Annotated in this window: 17 protein-coding genes; 16 read left to right on the forward strand and 1 reads right to left on the reverse strand. The window is 67.9% G+C overall.

Going from position 1 to position 18,293, the window contains the following annotated elements; all coding sequences use genetic code 11:
* From F6X68_RS04615 to F6X68_RS04650, 8 genes are all read left to right on the forward strand, one after another.
* Positions 1-1,235, forward strand: a 1,235-nt coding sequence (locus F6X68_RS04615) for an ATP-binding cassette domain-containing protein (protein ID WP_151453083.1), incomplete at its 5' end; no start/stop codon positions are given.
* A gap of 205 nt (positions 1,236-1,440) precedes the next feature.
* The gene (locus tag F6X68_RS04620) at positions 1,441-1,803 is read left to right on the forward strand and encodes a hypothetical protein (protein ID WP_151453084.1); all 363 of its coding nucleotides are present in this window, start codon (positions 1,441-1,443) and stop codon (positions 1,801-1,803) included.
* A 112-nt stretch (positions 1,804-1,915) separates the two neighbouring features.
* On the forward strand, positions 1,916-2,671 hold the full coding sequence (locus F6X68_RS04625) for a class I SAM-dependent methyltransferase (protein ID WP_151453085.1): 756 nt from the start codon (positions 1,916-1,918) through the stop codon (positions 2,669-2,671).
* Between the two features lie 135 nt (positions 2,672-2,806).
* A complete protein-coding gene (locus F6X68_RS04630; RefSeq protein ID WP_225851975.1) occupies positions 2,807-3,586 on the forward strand; it encodes a hypothetical protein in 780 nt (259 codons plus the stop codon).
* A gap of 149 nt (positions 3,587-3,735) precedes the next feature.
* A complete protein-coding gene (locus F6X68_RS04635) occupies positions 3,736-4,371 on the forward strand; it encodes a GNAT family N-acetyltransferase (RefSeq protein ID WP_225851976.1) in 636 nt (211 codons plus the stop codon).
* A gap of 20 nt (positions 4,372-4,391) precedes the next feature.
* Positions 4,392-5,060 (forward strand): GNAT family N-acetyltransferase, encoded by a 669-nt coding sequence (locus tag F6X68_RS04640; protein ID WP_151453087.1) that lies wholly within the window; start codon positions 4,392-4,394, stop codon positions 5,058-5,060.
* A gap of 11 nt (positions 5,061-5,071) precedes the next feature.
* Positions 5,072-6,160, forward strand: coding sequence for a hypothetical protein (locus F6X68_RS04645; protein WP_192581279.1), 1,089 nt, complete (start codon positions 5,072-5,074; stop codon positions 6,158-6,160).
* 797 nt (positions 6,161-6,957) lie between these two features.
* Entirely contained in the window at positions 6,958-9,033 is a 2,076-nt protein-coding gene (locus F6X68_RS04650) for an EAL domain-containing protein (protein WP_192581280.1), read from the forward strand.
* Here F6X68_RS04650 and F6X68_RS04655 read toward each other — a convergent pair.
* Positions 8,989-9,915: a DUF6545 domain-containing protein gene (locus tag F6X68_RS04655; RefSeq protein WP_192581281.1), complete on the reverse strand. Its 927-nt coding sequence runs from the start codon at positions 9,913-9,915 to the stop codon at positions 8,989-8,991. The two genes, F6X68_RS04650 and F6X68_RS04655, sit on opposite strands and share 45 nt — an antisense overlap.
* Positions 9,916-10,278: 363 nt before the next feature.
* Here F6X68_RS04655 and F6X68_RS04660 point away from each other — a divergent pair, with 363 nt between their 5' ends.
* The 8 genes from F6X68_RS04660 to F6X68_RS04695 all read left to right on the forward strand — a co-directional run bounded on the left by F6X68_RS04660 (position 10,279) and on the right by F6X68_RS04695 (position 18,271).
* Entirely contained in the window at positions 10,279-11,112 is an 834-nt protein-coding gene (locus F6X68_RS04660) for an SAM-dependent methyltransferase (RefSeq protein ID WP_151453091.1), read from the forward strand.
* Positions 11,113-11,937: 825 nt separating this feature from the next.
* Positions 11,938-12,642: a hypothetical protein gene (locus F6X68_RS33995; RefSeq protein ID WP_225851977.1), complete on the forward strand. Its 705-nt coding sequence runs from the start codon at positions 11,938-11,940 to the stop codon at positions 12,640-12,642.
* A 78-nt stretch (positions 12,643-12,720) separates the two neighbouring features.
* A complete protein-coding gene (locus F6X68_RS04670; RefSeq protein ID WP_151453092.1) occupies positions 12,721-13,443 on the forward strand; it encodes a tryptophan 2,3-dioxygenase family protein in 723 nt (240 codons plus the stop codon).
* Positions 13,440-14,594 carry an aminotransferase class V-fold PLP-dependent enzyme gene (locus F6X68_RS04675; protein ID WP_225851978.1) on the forward strand — a complete coding sequence of 385 codons (1,155 nt, stop codon included), beginning with the start codon at positions 13,440-13,442 and terminating at the stop codon, positions 14,592-14,594. Before F6X68_RS04670 ends, F6X68_RS04675 begins: the two co-directional genes overlap by 4 nt.
* Before the next feature lie 71 nt (positions 14,595-14,665).
* The gene (locus F6X68_RS04680; RefSeq protein WP_225851979.1) at positions 14,666-15,826 is read left to right on the forward strand and encodes a tryptophan 2,3-dioxygenase family protein; all 1,161 of its coding nucleotides are present in this window, start codon (positions 14,666-14,668) and stop codon (positions 15,824-15,826) included.
* A gap of 124 nt (positions 15,827-15,950) precedes the next feature.
* Complete coding sequence (locus F6X68_RS04685) at positions 15,951-16,235, forward strand: helix-turn-helix domain-containing protein (protein WP_151453094.1); 285 nt, start codon at positions 15,951-15,953, stop codon at positions 16,233-16,235.
* A 165-nt stretch (positions 16,236-16,400) separates the two neighbouring features.
* A complete protein-coding gene (locus tag F6X68_RS04690) occupies positions 16,401-16,781 on the forward strand; it encodes a hypothetical protein (protein ID WP_151453095.1) in 381 nt (126 codons plus the stop codon).
* Positions 16,778-18,271, forward strand: coding sequence for a hypothetical protein (locus F6X68_RS04695; protein WP_151453096.1), 1,494 nt, complete (start codon positions 16,778-16,780; stop codon positions 18,269-18,271). The genes F6X68_RS04690 and F6X68_RS04695 overlap by 4 nt, the downstream gene beginning before the upstream one ends.
* The last annotated feature ends 22 nt before the right edge of the window (positions 18,272-18,293 follow it).

Genomic DNA, 18,293 nt, shown 5'->3' on the forward strand with positions numbered 1-18,293 from the left:
TCACCGCCATCCAGAACGTGCTACTCGCCGTCCCCGGACAGCGCCTCGCAGCGCTGCGCCCGCAGCCGCACGCCGTAACGGCCGCCCACACGGCGCTGGCGCAGGTCGGCCTGGCCGCCCACGCCGACCGGCCCGCCGGCCAGCTCGCCTACGGCGACCAACGCCGCCTGGAGATCGCCGTCGCGCTCGCCGCCGGGCCCCGGCTACTGCTGCTCGACGAACCCTCCGCCGGCCTCGCCACCGACGAGATCACCCGCCTCGCGGAGCTGATCCGCGCGCTGCCGGACGACATCACCGTGCTGCTAGTCGACCACAACCTCGACTTCGTCGCCGCCGTCGCCGACACGATCACCGTGCTGCACCACGGCCAGCACATCGCCACCGGCACCCCCACCATGATCCGCGAACACCCCGACGTACGCCGCGCCTACCTCGGCGTCGACACCACCGCCAGCCCCGAACCGCGCGACGCCCACGGCCGCCGGGACACCGTCGCGGACGGAACACCGGTCCTGCGCGTGCGCCACCTGCACGCGGGCTACACCGGGGCACCGGTGCTCACCGACATCACCCTCGACGTGCGGGCCGGGCGGGTGACCGCAGTCGTCGGCCGCAACGGCGCCGGCAAAACCACCCTGATCAACACCATCGCCGGCCTACACCCCGCCGATCCTGGCACCGAACTCCTCCTGCATGGCCAGTCCTTGACCGAGTGCGACACCCGCGCCCGCGTTCGCGCAGGTCTCGGCCTGGTCCCGCAAGGACGCCGCCTGTTCGCCGGACTCACCGTCGACGAACACCTCGCGCTACCCCGACCGCATCCCAGCCGGCCCAGGACCATCGACGTCCGCCAGGTGCTCGACCTGTTCCCGGCGCTCGCGCAGCGATGCCATCATCAACCCCACCAGCTCTCCGGAGGCGAGCAGCAGATGCTCGCCCTGGCCCGCGCGCTCATCGCCGCCCCCGACGTGCTGCTGCTCGACGAACCGTCCGAAGGCCTCGCCCCCGCCGTCGTCGGCCACCTCGCGGCGATCATCACCGGCCTCGCCGCCGAAGGCACCGCGGTCCTGCTCGCCGAACAGAACCTCGCACTGGCCTGTCAGGTCGCGCACGACATCGCCGTCCTGGACCGCACCCGGATCACCCACCACGTCGCCACAGCCGATCTACGCGAGTACCCCACCGAACTGCACGACCTGCTCACCGTCTCGACCACCACACCGACACCGTCATGACTGCAACCCACGATCGTTTCCGATGCGGTGGGGTCACCCCCGTGCCTTGCCGCTGTTCATCCGGCGCAGCGGCCCGGCCGCGCCGGGTGGACGCCGCCGCCCGCACGGCACACCCCGTAGCGGGCGGCGGCGGGTGGTTGGCGACGCTGACCCGGACACGGTCGCCAACCACCCCACCCACCACCAACCACGTGCTGGTGGAGCCGTGACCGACGACGACATCAGCCTGTGGCTGCTCACCGACCTGGCCAGCTGCACCACCTGCGGGCAGACACTCCAGCCCTACGCCGCCACCCCACGACGCCGCTTCTACGTCTGCTTCTGCTTCACCCTGCACGACGCCGCATACCTGGAGGCCCTCGTCGTCGGGCATGCCGCCGCCCACGACAGGCGCACCGCCACCGAACGACCCCTCATCACCTACTACCGGTGGCGCCAGTCCACCCGAGCGGACCTGCGCCAACACCTTGTCCGCATGGTCGACCAGGTTTTCGTCCGCACACCACACGCCATCGACCTGCGCTGGCACGCCCATTTACCCACCACCACCGCCGCCTACCACCCATGACCGGAACGAGGCCCACCATCGCTGCCGTGCGAAACCGGCACGTCCCCGCGAGGACCAACTGAGCACCTGATGCCGCCGGCATCACCCACCACACCGACACCCAAGGAACGCCATGACGACCACACTGCCGACCCACCCCGCGCCGATACACCAGCTGCTCAACCCGAGCATCCACAACGTCCTGGACCACCTCGACATCAAAGTCAACCAGCGGGTACTGGAGGTTGGCGCCGGTACCGGCGAGATCACCGCCCGCCTGGCGCAGCTCGTCGGCCGCTACGGGGCCGTCACCGCCGTTGACACCGACACCAGCCACCTGACCGGCACCCCCGTTATCGACGTCCAGCAGCTCGACCCGAACCGCGACCTCCTGCCCGGCCAGGCCGACAGCTACGACCACATCATTGCCCGCTGGCTTCACGGCACCCTGCGCGATCCCGCAGACGTGGTCGAGCAGATGATCGCCCGGCTGCGTCCGGGTGGCTGGCTCGTCCTCGCCGACATCAGACGCACCCCACCCCGGGTCTACCGCAGCCCCGACGACGAATCCCTCACCCTGATCTCCGCCGTCATGCATGAGGTTCAATGCGCCGTCACCGGCTCGTATCGCGGAACCTGGACTACTACGCCCGAAACCGTTCTCCTGCACCACGGCCTGGTGCAGCACTGCATCCACTCGGGCGCCGAGACCTGGACCGGGGGCGGACCCGAATGCCGACTACTCGCCGACATCGTCACCCACCTGCATTCCACCCTGACCGACATCACGCAGGAGGACGTCGACCGGTTCGCCAGCCTCATGGCGGACCCCCGCGTACTCCTCGGCTCCTACGAACACCGGGTCATCCACGCCCGCGAGCGCACCTAAAGGGCGTGAACCATGACTCACCTGGTCCTACCGGCGCGCCGTCTCTTGGGCGCACTACTCGGCGGCAGCCTCGTCCTCGCGGCGCTCACCGCGTGCCAGAGCGACGGCACTGCCCCTGCCACGTCAGGACGAGACGTGAGCCCGCCACCCGCAGAACAACCGTCCGCCTCGCCCGCTACGACAGCAACCGCCGCCGGGCTCACCACTCGGCAGCGCTTGGAACTGCTCGCTAGCACCATCAGCGCCACGCCCGCTGACACCACCGCCGGGCTGCCCTACACGTACCTGCACCTGCAAACGTGGGCACGCGCGACCAACACGATCGTTCGCACCGACCTACGACGCTGGCGCCACGACAGAGACGGCTCAGGCCGAGAGATCAGCCGCCGGGCACCGGACCTGTGGGGCGTAAACCACCAGCTCACGCCCGACGATCGTGACCAGTTCAGCCGGGCGGCGCAGACCTCGACCCGATACGGGGCCGGACAGCTGCATCCCTACCTTCCCGGTGCGATCCCGGCCGACCCGGGGGAGCTGGCCAAACTGCTGGTGCCGCCAGAGCTGGTCGACGAGCCGGCCTACCCGAGGCTGCTGGCCGGCGGCGTCGTCGGCCTAGCCACCAACCAGTACCTCGACCAACGGCAACGCGCGACAGCCCTGCGCGTCCTGGCGACGATTCCTGGGATCACGTATAGGGGCGCGACGAGGGACCTCGCTGGCCGACCCGGACTGCTCTTCCGAGTCGTCGCCGGGGGATCCACCTCGACGTTGGTGATCGACCCGGCCACCGGCGATCTGCTCGCCGCCCAGGAGTGGCTCGATGGCGGGCGCCGGCCAGGGCTGTTCTCCCACATCCTCCTGCTGGAGCGGGGCCGTGCCGGTACCTCCACGGCATCACCATCGCCGCCCGCGTGACCTACGGGCGGTGACAAGCCACCGGCCGCCGAACCCTTGGGGGTAGGGCGGCGGCCGATCCTGCGTGGCCGGCGGCAGCGGTTCCCCCGTTCCCTCCCGCCGGCCACCCCACTTCCCCCAGCAACAAGACAGCCAGCAAGGAGTACGAGGTGACGCATCACATCCGGGCCGCCCGATGGACGGAGCAGGGTCCTGTCGCCGCGGTGATCGCCGGGGCCCTACAGCCCACTCCTCTTGCCGCCTGGCTGGTACCCGACGAGGAAGAGCGCGGACGCGTTCTGACCGACGTCGCCAAAATCTGGGTCGAACACGCCCTCTTCTTCGGCGACGTCTACGTCACCACCGACCTCGCCGCCGCCGCGGTCTGCTTCCACCGGTTGCGGCCCCTTCCGCCACCGGTCAAATACACCACTCGCCTCGCCACCGCCGCCGGCCCGCACGCAGAGCGCTTCCTCGCCCTGGACGACATCATCGCCAGCAGCCAACCGGCCCACGCCCACTACCACCTCGCGTACCTCGCCGTGCGCCCCACACACCAGAGGTCCGGCCGAGGCCGCGCACTGATGACTCACGTTCGCAACCGGACCTACCGTCTCGACCTACCGTCATGCACTGTCGCACTCCCGCCCGGGCAACACCTCCTCGCCCAGGTCGGCTACGACACCACCCAGTCAACCGTGCAGCCGAGCACCGGCGTGACCATGCACCCGATGAGCCGCAGCCCACGCCAGCGCAGCGGGGCCCGATCACCGTCCGTCACACGCAGTAAAGAGGCGAAGCCGTGACCCCAGAGCGGGCAGGCGCAGTGGCCAGCCCTGCCCTGGTCGCCACGATGCGCAGGGCAACGCCCCGCGACGTCGCCGCGATCACGGTGCTGCTGGCCAGCGCCCTGGACACCGACCCCGTCGTGCGGTGGCTGCTGCCCAACTCGACACAGCGCGTCACCATCCTGCACCGATTGCTCGCCGTTGGCGTCGACCACGCCATCGAAACCGGGACCGTCGACGTAACCGTGAACCTCTCGGCGGTCGCGGTGTGGCGTCGCTACGACCCGCACGCCTCTGCCTGCCCGCTCGCAGATCACCAGCTGACCATCCTCGCCGGCACCGCGGCCGGCCGCCTGAGGCAGCTGACCTCGGCCGTCGACGGCTACCGGTCCTGGGTGCCGCACCACTGGCTGTCATGGCTGGCAGTGCACCCCGCCTACCGCCGACAGGGCCTCGCCAGCGAGCTACTACGACGGCATCACGCCGTCGTCGGCAGCTCCGGATGGCCGGCCTGCACCGTGGTCACCACCGAGGCGGTCCGCGACCTGCTGCGCAGACAGGGCTACCACGCCGCCCTGCCGCTGGCCCTACCCGACGGACCGAAACTCTGGCCGCTGAGCAGGGAAGCCCGACCGGTACGTCCCGGAGCCTCTCTCCTGCCTGACCGCCGAAGCCCGAGCCGTCCGCCACGATCCGAGAGCCCTTGATGCCCCAGAACATGACCCAGCGCCCGACCGCGTGGACCCCCGCGTTCGTCGCGGACGTGGTAGCCGACGTCCTTGGCAGCGGCGAGAGCGCCGGCCTCTACCGAGCCGCCACACTGGCGGCGCAGATCCACCGGATCCCGGCAGCCACCGTATGGCGGTGGGTGGCCAGCGCTACCGGCATCGAGACGGTGTCACTGCCGCCAGGGCTGCTCGTCTGCCGATTGTGCGCGCAGCCGATGGTGCTCGTGGATCTGCCTCAGCATGAGCCGTGCTACAGCTGCCGCTCAGCCTGCCCACGCAGACCGCTGCCCGCCTCGCAGATCAGCACCCTTATCGCCGAGGCCATGCTGCAACGCGTCCCCCAGCTCGTCCCCCGCGGTCGGACCCACGACGCCGCCCTCTACGCACCCGGCATCATCCGCCGCATCACCGTCGGCGCGACCGCCACAGACCTGCACATTACCTGGCACCCCGCACCACGACGGCTACACCGACCCGACCTGACCACACGCCAGCGGCTCGACCTCGCCCGCCAGCGGATGGACGCCGGCGATATGACTGACGCACTCGGACTACTGGAGACCGGCCTCCGCCAAATCGATCCCCACCGCACGGGCGCCACCGCACGTGACGAAACCACCGCTACCGTCGCCGTCCTCTACGCGCAAATCCTGCTCACCACCCACCGCGCCTCGACCGCTATCACCTGGGCCGCCTACGGCCACCGGTCCCTGCGCAAATTCCTTGGTGACCACAACCCGACGACGTGCCACGCGCTGAAAGTCCTTGCCGCCGCGCACCGCCACGCCGGTCACACATCCCACGCCGCCGACCTGTACGCCGAGCTCGCCGCCCACCTCCACCGCATGCTGGGCCCCCGCGCGCTCCCCACCATCGCGGCTCACGCCACCCACGCGCTACTGCTGTTCGATAGCGGCGACTGCGTCACCGCACGGCAACTGCTAGCAAACACCCTTGCCGCCCACAAGGCCCAGCGACGCGAGCACCCCGACGGGCCTCGGATGCAACACGAACTCGAACGCATGCGCCGCCACTGCCTCAACAGCAAGCACCGACACGCCATCGACGCCGATGCCTAACGCCCATTGGCTCCTACCCGCCAGTCCGTTAACGGCGAGGCGAGGCGGACTCACCTCGCGGTGATGGCGGCGGCATCACCGCGAGGTGGGTGTCGCGCAGCGCAGAATCGCACGGGAGAACTGGGTGGATTGGTGCTACCTGGCTACGTGTTCTTGTCGCTGCGTCGCTCGTGGGGCCATCGGGTCGACGCGACCTGGCGGAATCCGCCTATTTCACGCCCTCGTTCGCCAGCGGAGGGTGCCGCAGTGCGCGAGTAGTGACCAAAAAGACGCTTTGGTGTTGATTAAAGACCGTCTGATCACTTAAGTTCCCGCTGATCCCGATAAATCTTAGGAGGTGTCGCCATGCGTAAGGGCGTTGAGTGGGGCTGAAGGGCCGATGCGGGCTGCTACTGTGGACGATTCGCACGAGGGGCTGGGTTGATGATTACGGGGGTCTGTTGATGCCAAGCCAGCGTGGAAGATGGGCGCTGGTTACATTGACATGCATGGTTTGCATTATGGCGGTCGCGTGCCTTGTGTGGGCGGTGACTCGCGCGGGGCGGCCGCCGCCTTACTATTTGATTTATCCGCTCATGGGGGCGGCGTTGATGGCGGTGGGTGCGATGTGTTCGGCACCACTGCCGCAAAGAATGCCGATCCGGATCACTCTGACGCCAACAGCGTCGCTGGTGTGTGCCGCAGCGCTACCAGTGCCGTGGGTGATCTTGTGTGCGGCGGTCGGCGTGGTGATAGCGCGGATCGTGACGCGGTACCCGCGGGCATCAGGTCTACACAAGGCGGTCCACAACACCGGCATGGACATCGTTGCCGCGACGGCGGCAGCGCTGGTCATGTACCTATTCGGTGTGCGTCCAGGCTTCACCGAGGCTGAGCTGGACGCGAACGGGCTGCTTCAGCTTGGGGCAGGGCTCCTAGTGGCGGCGGTCGCGGTGTTCGCCATCCAGGAGCTAATCACAGGCGCCGCAGTGATGTTGGCGACCAGGATGCCTTTTGCGCTGGTGATACGAAATCTGTGGCGTACCCGTCTGATCGTCGCGGCCGGTGAGATCGTCACCGCCGGATTGTTCGCGGTCGTCATCGGCCTCGACAAGCGGGCGTTGATAGCCCTGCCTGCGGTGATGCTTGTTCTGCACCTTGCCGTGACGTACCGGCTGCGCATCCGTGAGGAGCGGCGCGCCTGGGAGCACCTGGCGGCGTTGACCGACGCGCTCGCGGCCCGCGACCTCGACACTGTCCTGCACACCGCCGCAGCCGGAGCGGTCGGATTGTTCGGAGCTCGGGCGGCGGACATCGAGGTTTCTGGCGGTGAGCGGCTGGTGCGCGCCGACAGCGAGGCGGGGGAGGCTGGCGTGGTCTACGACGGCCCTGCGGCCGAAGCCCCGGAGCCGGCCGACGATCGAGCAGTGGTGCGCCACGAGATCAGGCGTGACGCGACCGGGTCGCAGGGTGTGGTGCGGCTGTACCTGACGGGCCGGCGTGACGTGCTGTCGGTGCGCGAGCGGTCAACGTTGCAGGCTTTCGCCGCGAACCTGTCGACAAGCTTGGACGGCGTCCACGCCTACAGGCTGCTGGCGCAGGATGCGCGTCGGCACGAGTTGGCAGCTACCGAGGACCCCGACACCCACCTGCCGAATCGAGCAGCGTTGCTGTCTCGCGTGGCGGCAATTGCGGCGGCGACGTGCCACGTGGTTGTCGTTCGCCTAGAGAATTACCAGTTTCTGGCTGACGCGATCGGCAGGGAACGCGCCCTAGCTCTGCTGAACGAACTCGCGGGCCGGCTGTCTTACGCGGCCCGGGACTCGGCGTCCACCGTCGGTCGTGTCGGCGACGCGGAGTTCGCGCTGGTCACGTGGAACTTGTCGAAGGACACCGCCTACCAGCGGGCATGCTGGGCGGTGGCCCTGCTCCGTCGACCGGTCGCAAACGAACAGGGCGGGTTGAGCGTACGGGCAAGCGCCGGGATGACCTCGGGCCCGCCGACTCAGGCGCACCACCTGCTCGATGCCGCGGAGCGGGTGATGTGGCGAGCGATCCGCGCAGGCCAAGACCGGCTAATCACCTACCAAGCCGCCCCCGTACCTGCCGCCTCACTGGCCCGAGAGTTGTTGGACGCACGGATGGCGATCTCGTGCGAGCCAGTCGTGGACCTCAACACCGGTCGCATCGCGATGGTGCAGTCGATACCGCGCTTCCTCTACTCCCGGCACGACGTGTTCGCGGCCGACGAGGACATCTACCAACTCATCGACGACGAGGACGGCTTGCAAGACCTCGCGCGCAAGGTGATCGGACGCTCGTTGTCGGCTGCAACCACCTGGCGCGAGGCGCTGCCCCGGGCTGAGTTGATCGTGCCGGTGCCGGCACGTGCCCTGACGCCCAAGTTCACTGAATCTCTGCGCGAAATGCTGAGTGGCTCCGGCGTTGCCGCGTCATCACTGGTCTTGGAAGTAGCGGAACCAAACGCTCTGCCTAACCGGGACACCGTGGAGCAGCTTCGGCACTACGGCATACGGCTCCTGCTGGGCAACTACGGCAGCATCGAGGGCAGCATCGAGGCGCTCAACGCCGTCACCTGGAGCTACCTACGTCTGCACCCAGCCTACGCACTGGACGCGGGCTGGCGCCCGGCCCGCTCCGTCACCCGAGCAGCTGTCGACCTCTCCATCGATCTTGGCCTCGCAGTCATCGCACCGGGAATCGCCAACGAGAACGAGCGGGAAGAGCTGGCCACTCGCGGCTGTGCCCTGGGCAGCGGTTCACTGTTCGGCGGCGAGATGTTCCCCAGCCAGCTCAGAAACCACGCGCAGTTGTGGCAGCCACAGGCTCTACCCGGACGGGCGAGAGTGCTGCGCCTGCACCGCTTCGGATGACCGGTCGCGCCGGACGATTCCCTCGGGCAACGGCGACACGGGCAGCATCTGCACAAGAGACGGACGAAGTCGATCGCTGTGCGTGCTGGTAGCCGCGACCACCGGCACCCAGCGAGCGACCTCGGCGGCCACGACGGGCGAATCGAACCACGCGCACGAAATGCGAGCGAGACGCCGGGCCTCCCCGCGCACATCGAACACGTCAACAGGCGATGTCGTATCGAGCGGATCCTCGACGGCAGGCAACGCAGCTTGGCGCCGGCGCATCGCCACGGCGAGCGTGGCAGCGTCCGCGACCGCTTCGACGAAAGCGGGGTCCAGTCGGTACCGGTGCGCCCGCCGTTGCGCGCTGGCATGCACCTGGCTACTGCACCACGGACGCAGTAGCCGAAGCGCGTCATGGACCTCGATGACCCGGCGGTGGCGGTGACGGCTACCGCCGACCTCCACCGGAACCTGCACGCCCGTGGTTGTGCTGACGATCGTCACATCAGGCATACCTGCACGTAGCTTGATCCACAACTGGTTGACATGCCAGTCCGTGCGGCGGTCCGTCCACCACGCCGAGGGCCGCCAAGACGGCAACTGTGCCAGCAACTCGCCTCCGCGGCGGCCAGACCTGGCAGCGGCACGAATCATCTGCTGGTACAAAAGGTCAGCGGCGAGTTCCGCTTCGACCTCCAAGGCGGGATCGATGATGGAGTGCATAGCGTCGCCGTCGTGGCCAAGCATCAGATGTGCGACCTCGTGTAGCACGGTTTGTGCCCGCGCAAGCGTGGGCAGGCTCGCGTCGACAAGGATGTAATCGGCGCGGTCTAGCGGAACAAGTACCCCGGAAGGGACCTCCGCTCCGAACTCGAATGGCTCGTCGCGGATGCACACGGGCCGACCTCGTTGACGTCCGATTGCCTCGCACCAGGCATCCACGGTGTAAGGCTCAGGCGGCGGCGGCATCTTCGCTCTGCGCAGACGCCGCCGTAGACGCGCACGAGCCCAGAGCACACAACCTCCCGAAACTACGAGCAGTAGTGATCGAAGGGTCAGAGTGTAGCGCCCAAATGGTCCCCTGCGGGTATCCGATCATCGTGTCCCACCAGAGGGAATCCAGCGATCGGGATCCATGACATCGGTCCGCCATCGGCGGGTAACCACACCGCTAGGGACAGACAAGCGGGCCGTCGAAGTAGCAGCTATCCCGTAGGCTGCGAGATCCACAAGTGACTGGACCTGCGACGGGAGACCGTGATGAGCAGCCCGCCGACGAGTACATCGAGCCATGACCAAGGCCGCGCCACCGTCGCCCGGATATACGACTACCTTCTCGGTGGCAAGCAGAACTTCGAAGCCGACCGGGAGGCCGCGCGGCGGCTCCTGCAAGCCATACCCGACTCGGCGGACATCGCACGGTCTAACCGGCTCTTCATGCAGCGGGCGGTCCGGACCCTCGCAGAGGACGGCATCAAGCAGTTCCTCGATCTGGGTTCCGGTATCCCCACGCAGGGCAACGTGCACGAGATTGCCCAGGCGATCGATCCCAGCATCCGCGTGCTGTACCTGGATATTGATCCCGTCGCGGTCGTCGTCTCCAACCAGATCCTCAGAGACAACCCCACCTGCCGGGCCATCGAGGGCGACTTTACCCGCCCCGATCTGATTCTCGACGCGCTCGCCGACGGCGACCTCGCCAGCGTCATCGACCTCGACCAGCCGACGGCCGTACTGTACTGCTCCGTGCTGCAGCAGGTCCCCGACGATCGTATCGACGCCGTCGTCACCCCGGTCCGCGAGCGGCTTGCCCCCGGTAGCGCGATGGTCATGTCCCACATCAGCGCCGCCGTGGCCGATCGCTATGACGACACGACCGTGTCCGAGGGCAAGGCCGTCTTCCGCGCCCGCGCCGCCACCGAGGTCACCCTGCGCACCAACGCACAACTCGCCGCTCTCTTCGGCGACCTCACGCTGATCGAACCGGGCCTGGTGCCCCTCAACGAATGGCGCCCAGAACTCGGCGAGCCGGACCCCTACGCCGGCCGCCTCACGCCTTCGCCGATGCGGGGAGCCGTCGCCATCGATCTCTAATCGTGACGGCGAGAGGCGCCAGGTCCTTGGATCACCCGGTAGCCGGCCCTGGCCACCGCCGATGCCCGCACCCGGTCTGATCAACCTGCCTACCGGCGAGCGGGCACCTGCTTCCTCCGCGGCTCGGTTGCGGCGCGCGGTGGCGGCGCGTGAGAGACCGCGCTCGGTGCCGTAAAGGTGCAGTTGCTCTTCTCGACCTCAGTGCGCGCCACCGGCCGATGGCGCGGGGCCGCCGGTAGCGGTCAGCCCGCCAGGGTCACCTGTGCCGGGGTCGACTGGCGGGTGATGGTGCCGTCGCCGAGCTGCCTGAAAGGAGTTGTCGCTCAAGCACCACAGGCTGCCATCGGTACGCGGTTTACATGCTCGCACGTCGGCTCGTTGTGAGAAGACACTGGCGTCCGGTCAGCAATCGCGAGCTGATCAAGCTTGTGGAAGCAAGTCATCCCGCCATCGGCTCGGATTCAACGACGATCGTTAGGTCGACCTCCGGATTTCCTTGCCAACCTGGAAGTCGTCCTCGGAGTCGAGCAGGTTCGCGCCGTGGCGCTCGGTTTTCGAGCAGGGCAAATCGCACTCGACAGGGCGCATCCTTCGATCATGCGTCTGGAAGCGCTTCTTCCCTGATCAGGTGTGGTGCGAGCGTGTTGCAGTAGGGCGGCAAATGGGGCTAGGGGTAGCCGAAACTGTGGACAGTGAGGTCGGGGCTGTGCTGAATTTGCTGCGTTAGCGGCGCAGTCCCGATGACTGGGGAGCGGGTCTGCGTCAAAGCATGCCCGGTTGATTAGCGCGGGCAACTACCCTGCATCCCCGGGATAGGTGGATCCTGTGAGCCTGCCCGCCTTGTCTGCCCTTAATCGATACTGTGGCCGCCGTAATGCGTACCCGTTCTTTGGGCGGCGCCGCGCAGTGGCGGCGATGGCCTTTCTTGTCGCCCTGGTGTTGGCGGCAACGGGCTGTACTGAAAAGTCCAGAGATCGAGACGCTTCGGGCACGACTACGGCGACCACCGCCTCCGACACCGTTGGCACTACGAGGACGACCGAGGCAACGACGCCCACAGCAGGCGCGTCGACCGAAGCGCCGTATCACCCGGTAGACGCGCTGTGCTCGAAACTGGCCCTCACGCCGATCGCCGAGATCGTCGGTCCGGTCGGAAGCCAACAGAACGACTCCCGCGCGGCGGGCAACACCGTCAGCACGGCCTGCACTGCCACGGTGGGCCGCCTACCCGACGGCATCGTGGTGACTGCACGCGCCGACATCGGGGCACCCGGCTCCGGCAAACTCATGTACGAGGGCCTGCGCCAGGCCCAGCAGCCTGATGGCCCGAGCATGGACGTCATCGGCCTTGGGGCCGCCGCCTACGCCTACGCAGACCGGGCTAGCGGCTTCACCATCTGCGCCTATGACGCGAACCTCTACCTGACTGTCACCGCCGCACCGCTGCGTCCCGGGACGGTCCTGCACGGGGACCTGCCCGCCCGAGTGCGCACCGTAGCGGCCTCCACGCTCGCCGCCCTGCGCACCTGACCTGCATGTGCCACCGGCACGCCTCGACCTGACGCGAAAGCCACCCGGGCAGTTGCCCGAACGCCCTTGGAGAGTTCCATGCCTACGTCCCCTCTGCCCGCTGTGCTGCCGGGAACCGGTGACACCGACTACGCCCGCTACATGCGCACCGAAGACCTGCTATCCCTGCAACGAGGGCCGGGGGAGTGGGTTCACGCCGACGAGCTGCTGTTCCAGATCGTGCACCAGAGCACCGAGCTGTGGCTGAAACTCACCCGCTCCCACCTGATGCGGGCCCTGGCGCACCTCGACGCCGACCGACCGTCCGCGGCCGAACTGCTGCTGCATCGCGCCGCGGAAGCGCTGCGCCTGATCACCGAGCAGCTCCACATGCTGCGGTCTCTGCCGCCGGCCCGGTTCGCCGTCATCCGCACCGCACTGGGCAACGGATCCGGCTTCGAGTCCCCCGGGTGGGCGCTTCTGCGCTCAGCGACCACCGAACTGGACATCGCGTTCGCCCGCCTGCTGTCATCGCTGGACCTCTCCGCCGTCGACGTATACCGGGGCGAGCCGTCGGACCCGCTGTACCGGCTCGCCGAAGCGCTCGTGGGGCTGGACGAGCGGATCGCCCTGTGGCGCACTGAGCACTACACCGTCGCCACCCGCGTCATCGGCCACGGTGTGCTCGGCACCCGCCACACCCCGGTCGACAGCCTGACCAAACTCATCGCCCACCGCCGCTTCCCGACGCTCTGGGACGCCCGCACCGTCCTCACCCAAGGAGCCACACAGCCGGTCTGCCCCGAGCAGGTGCAGCCGTGACGGCCACGACCGAAACCCTGCCCTTGCTGCTACGGCACAAGCTTCGGCTGCCCTCTGGCAGCGCTCACGTGGCGGCGTGCAGCATCGCGCCGCGCACCGTCGACGTCGACGAGGCCATCGCGCGGATGCTCGATGACCTGTCACGCCCAGGCTTCTGGCAGGCATGCGAACAGCAGGTCACCGAAGCCCGCATCTTGTTCGCGCGGCTCATCGGCGCCGATGTCGAGCAGATCGCAGTCCTGCCCAACGCCAGTGTTGCCGCCCACCAGGCGGCAGCCGGCCGCCGTTGGCGCCGACGCGGCGACATCCTGACCAGCCACGCCGAATTCCCCGGAATCGCCCACACCTGGCTGGCCCAACCCGGCGCGCGAGTGCGCTGGTGCGGCACCCCCGCGACGGTCCGCACCGGCGACTACCTGTCGCACATCACCCCGCGCACCGCCCTGGTATCGGTGCCCGCCGTCACCTACCGAGACTCCCGGTGCCTCGACGTGGCCCGTATCGCCGACACCGCGCACGCCGCCGGCGCCGCCGTGTTCGTCGACGCCTACCAGGCCGCCGGCGTGATGCCCCTCGACGTCGACGCCCTGCACTGCGACTACCTCGTCACCGGCACCGGCAAATACCTGCTCGGGCTCCCCGGGCTGGCCTTCCTCTACGTCCGCAACCCCGACGGACCACGGCCGACCCTCACCGGCTGGCTCGGCCGCGCCAACCCTCACGCCTACCACGCCACCGTCCTGGACTTCCCGCCACACGCCCGCCGCTACGAGACCGGCACACCCGCCGTCGCCGCCGTATACGCCGCCGTCGCCGGCCTGTCCATGGTGCATGGCCTCGACCTGCGGCAGGTACGCCGCCACACCCAACGCATGGTCTTCGGACTGGCGACACGACTGGCCACCCAAGGCGAGATCGTGCGCCTGGCCGCCGACGTCGACACGCAAGGCGCGCACCTGGCGCTCGTCGAGCCACACGCGGAGGCCATGGCGGCCTGGCTCGGACACCGCGGCGTTATCGCCGCACCCCGCACTGGCGTCCTGCGCCTGGCCGCGCATGCCTACACCACCACCGACGACCTCGACGCCGTATCCGAGGCAGTTGCCTCCTACCGCTGCCGCAGCCGTACCCGCCGAGGAGCAGCCCGATGAACCCCGAACCCCTACAGCGATGGCTAGCCCAGCGACGACCCACCGCACGTCGTTTCCCGTACGACTGCGTCGTGGACGCCTACCAGCACCACGGCAAGCAGTGTGTGCCCGAGACGTGGACCGCGCTGCTGCAAGCGGCCCGCGAACGCCTGCCGCAGGTCTCTGGGCCGCACCGTCAACTGAGTACCTTCCTAAACATCGTCCTCGACAAAACCGACGACCGGTACGACTACCGCAGCTACCTCGCCCTGCCCCTGCTGCCGATACCTGACCCGGACCGGGACACCGAACGAGCAGACCGGCTGCTAGCCCGCCGCGACCGCCTCCACCTCCTGCTCCTGTCCGACCTCATCGCCTTCGAGATCCACGCCCTCGACACCACGAAGGCGCCGCTGCCGCAGCTGCGCCCCGACCCCCTACTGGTGCGCAAACGCCTCCGACACGCCACTCGCTCCGCAGCCCCGGCCCTGCACCGCCTCAGCTTCGACCTTCACGCCGTCGGCGACCCGGTGACGCTCGCCCGCCGGCTGATCGCCATGACTTCCATCGACCGCAGCAGCGACGAGCGGCTGACAATGCGCACGACCATGCTGCCCGTCTCAACCGTGCACGACGAATACCTGTTCATCCGGGTCCTACAAACGTTCGAGCTGACCTTCGGACTCTTGGCCGTAGACCTCACCGCGGTCACCACCGCCGTAGCCGAAAGCCGCCTACCCGCAGCCGGTACCCGGCTTACCCTCGCTGCCACACTCCTGCGTGAGACCGCACCACTGTGGCCCCTGCTGGCGACCATGCAAACGGAGGCCTTCCACACCTTCCGCACCCACACCGACGGCGCCAGCGCCATCCAGTCCCGCGCCTACAAACTGGCCGAATCGCTGTGCCGTATACCCGACCCGCAGCGCCTCGGCTCGGCTGCGTACCTGTCCGTACCCGATGTTCGTGCCCGCATCAACCAAGGACAACTCAGCGTCGAAGACGCCCTCGACACCATTCGCGCCGACCATCACGCGCTCGCTGAGATGCCCGTCCTTGCTGATGGACTACGACACTTCACCGCCGCCGTTCACCAATGGCGCCGCACCCACTACAGCCTTGCCGTCCGAATGCTTGGCACCCACCAGCCAGGGACCGGTGACACACCGGGCACCCCCTACCTGTTACACAGCCGCGACCAGCCAGTCTTCTCGCATCGTAACGCGAGCCACCATGACCACGGCACCCCGTGAAACCTCGATCAATCCTAGGACGATCTTCCAGATGAGAGCGACGTCTCGGTTCTCGCAACCTGTTTGCGCTGTTAGTCGCAGGCAGTCCTACATCAATGAGCTTCGAGCTCTATAGGAGTTCGCCATGAAAGAACGGCATCCACAAAACGAAAGTGAGAAGGCTGTTGCCAAGTGGACTGTAGAGCGCGTTCAGTCTCTTGGTGCCGTGACCAATGTCGTGACGGCCGGAGCCGTATTGGGTATCGGTCGAACAAAAGCTTATGAACTGGCCAAGGTGAACCAGTTTCCGGTCCGAATCCTGAAGGTCGGTCGCCGCTATCTGGTGCCGGTCGCTGACATCATGGATCTACTGGTTGGAGGAACGGCATCGAATCATTCTTCTATTCGGGAGAACGGAGCTAGCCCATAGAGTGCGTGGGTAGAAACAGGGATCCGGAGCGGGGCTACCGCGACAAGTGAAATTGCGTCACCACGTCGTCGTCGGCGGCCGTCCTCGCCACGCCGGCACAAGTTTGGAAATCCTACACAGAGGATGGGGTAGACGGAGATGCAGGCGCTGACAGATGCTGCGCATATGGAATTCGTGGAGGCCACCAACACGCTGGGCGCCCGACTCGCCGCTGGCAACGACGACCTTGCCGCGGCCGGTGCGATCTGCCTCGCTGTCGAAGCCTGGAAACACCTAGCCGGAGAGGACACTGCGTGGGACCGGTTCGGTCTGGAGATCCTCGACGTGCGGAGCAGGCTCTACACCCACTACGACGACGTCGCCGTCGACACAACCGTCCCCACCACCAGCAGCGCTCACATCAGAGACGCCGTGAGAGAACTCGTCGCGCAACTTGCGCGTTACCACGACCAGCGTGCCCTCGACGCCGACAGTGCGCTGTCTGAACGACTCGACCACGATGCCGCCGCCCAGCAACTGCGCCGTGCGGTCGCAGCCCTGGCATGACAGTCGGCTTCTGGCATGAGGAGGCACAGCGGGCGCTGCGGGCCGCAACTTCGGCGGTAACTGGCCGCCGCGCTGCCGACGCTGGCGAGATCAACGCCCTCATGCATGCCCGAGCGGACCTGTATCACCATATGGCCAGGATCACCGAACTACTGGTCGGGGGCCGGCCAGTAGCAGAGGAAGCCAACAGGGCGACCGCAACGCTGATCCTCGGGCGGCAGGGGCAGAACCTGACCCGCCTCTACGTCGGCCTGCGCGCCGCCGCAACGCTGGACGAAGACCTTCCGCCAGCACCCGCTATCACCGCCGGCCCGGCGCGTTCCCTGCGCCGCGCTGCCGATGCCCTTGGCGTCATCGGCGACATCATCGCCGGGCACCTTCCGTTCAAGCGACGTCCCGGGACGCCCGAGGGCAGGGCGATCCGCGCCGGAGGAGGTGTCCAGGGAGCACTAGCTGATCTCGCACGGCTTACTGTTGAGGCGATCCAGCTCGATCGCCGGCTTCCGGCCTGGCTCAACCGCGGCGGGCCCTTGGCACACACGTACCGATCAGCCGCGGAGGCAGCCAGATGGACGAGCAACAGCCAACTGGGCCTCGCCGCCGCGCAGCTGGTAGCAGCCGCGAAACTCGAGCCGGACCTGCGCGAGCTCGATACCGCCCGGTCGCCCCTGCGCCCCGCGCCGGCGGTCGACACCGTCGATACGGCGATCGCCGCAATCCGGGCCGCACGGACGTGGCTCTGGCTCCACCCAGAGCAGGTCACCGGCGTGCACCTGCAAACCGGTACCCAATTGGGTCTAGCCGTGCATGTCCTTACCACCGGAAACAACCCCGACATGATCGGCGGCTGGCGACAAGCAGCAATCGCCGCTGCCGACCTACGAGCCACCCCCGCAAGCGGCCCTGCCCAAGACGCCGCCGCCGAGATCGGCGAAGCGCTGCGGTGGACGCGCTCACTGCTGGTCATCACCGCTCAGGAACACGTTCACCAGCAGGCGAGAAACCCAGAACGGCTCGTCAGCGAGATGCGGCTCATGGCCGCCACCATGCATCGAGGACTGCGCGCCGCAGTACGGCACTGCAACCTGTTCGTCCGAGCAGACACCATCCTTCACCGTCCCGCCGGCTCGTTGGTCTACCGCGCCGCTCCCCGCTGGCGGCCCGCAACCAACAGCGACGACCTGGTGCGCGACCTCAGCCGCGCGTTGTGGCAGACAATTGGGCAGAACGCCCACGGCGACACGGCCGGCATGATTGCTCGGGTGCTCGCCACACCGCCCCACCCGAACTCGATGAGCCCGACAGCCGTTGTGACCACGCAGAGTTTGAACCAGGGCCAGGTGTCTCAGGATTCCGCAGGCCCTGCCTGGCGCCACACAGGCAACGGTCACCTATCCCGACTGGCAACGCAGTCCTCGACTCGGGTCGCGTGCAGTGAGGCCGTCGAAGACAGCCAGAAGTCGATGTCGGGCGGCATCTCGATCGACTGAACTACTGCCCATGACGCTGAAG

The organism is Micromonospora sp. AMSO12t (genome assembly GCF_008806585.1).
Lineage (GTDB): Bacteria > Actinomycetota > Actinomycetes > Mycobacteriales > Micromonosporaceae > Micromonospora > Micromonospora reichwaldensis.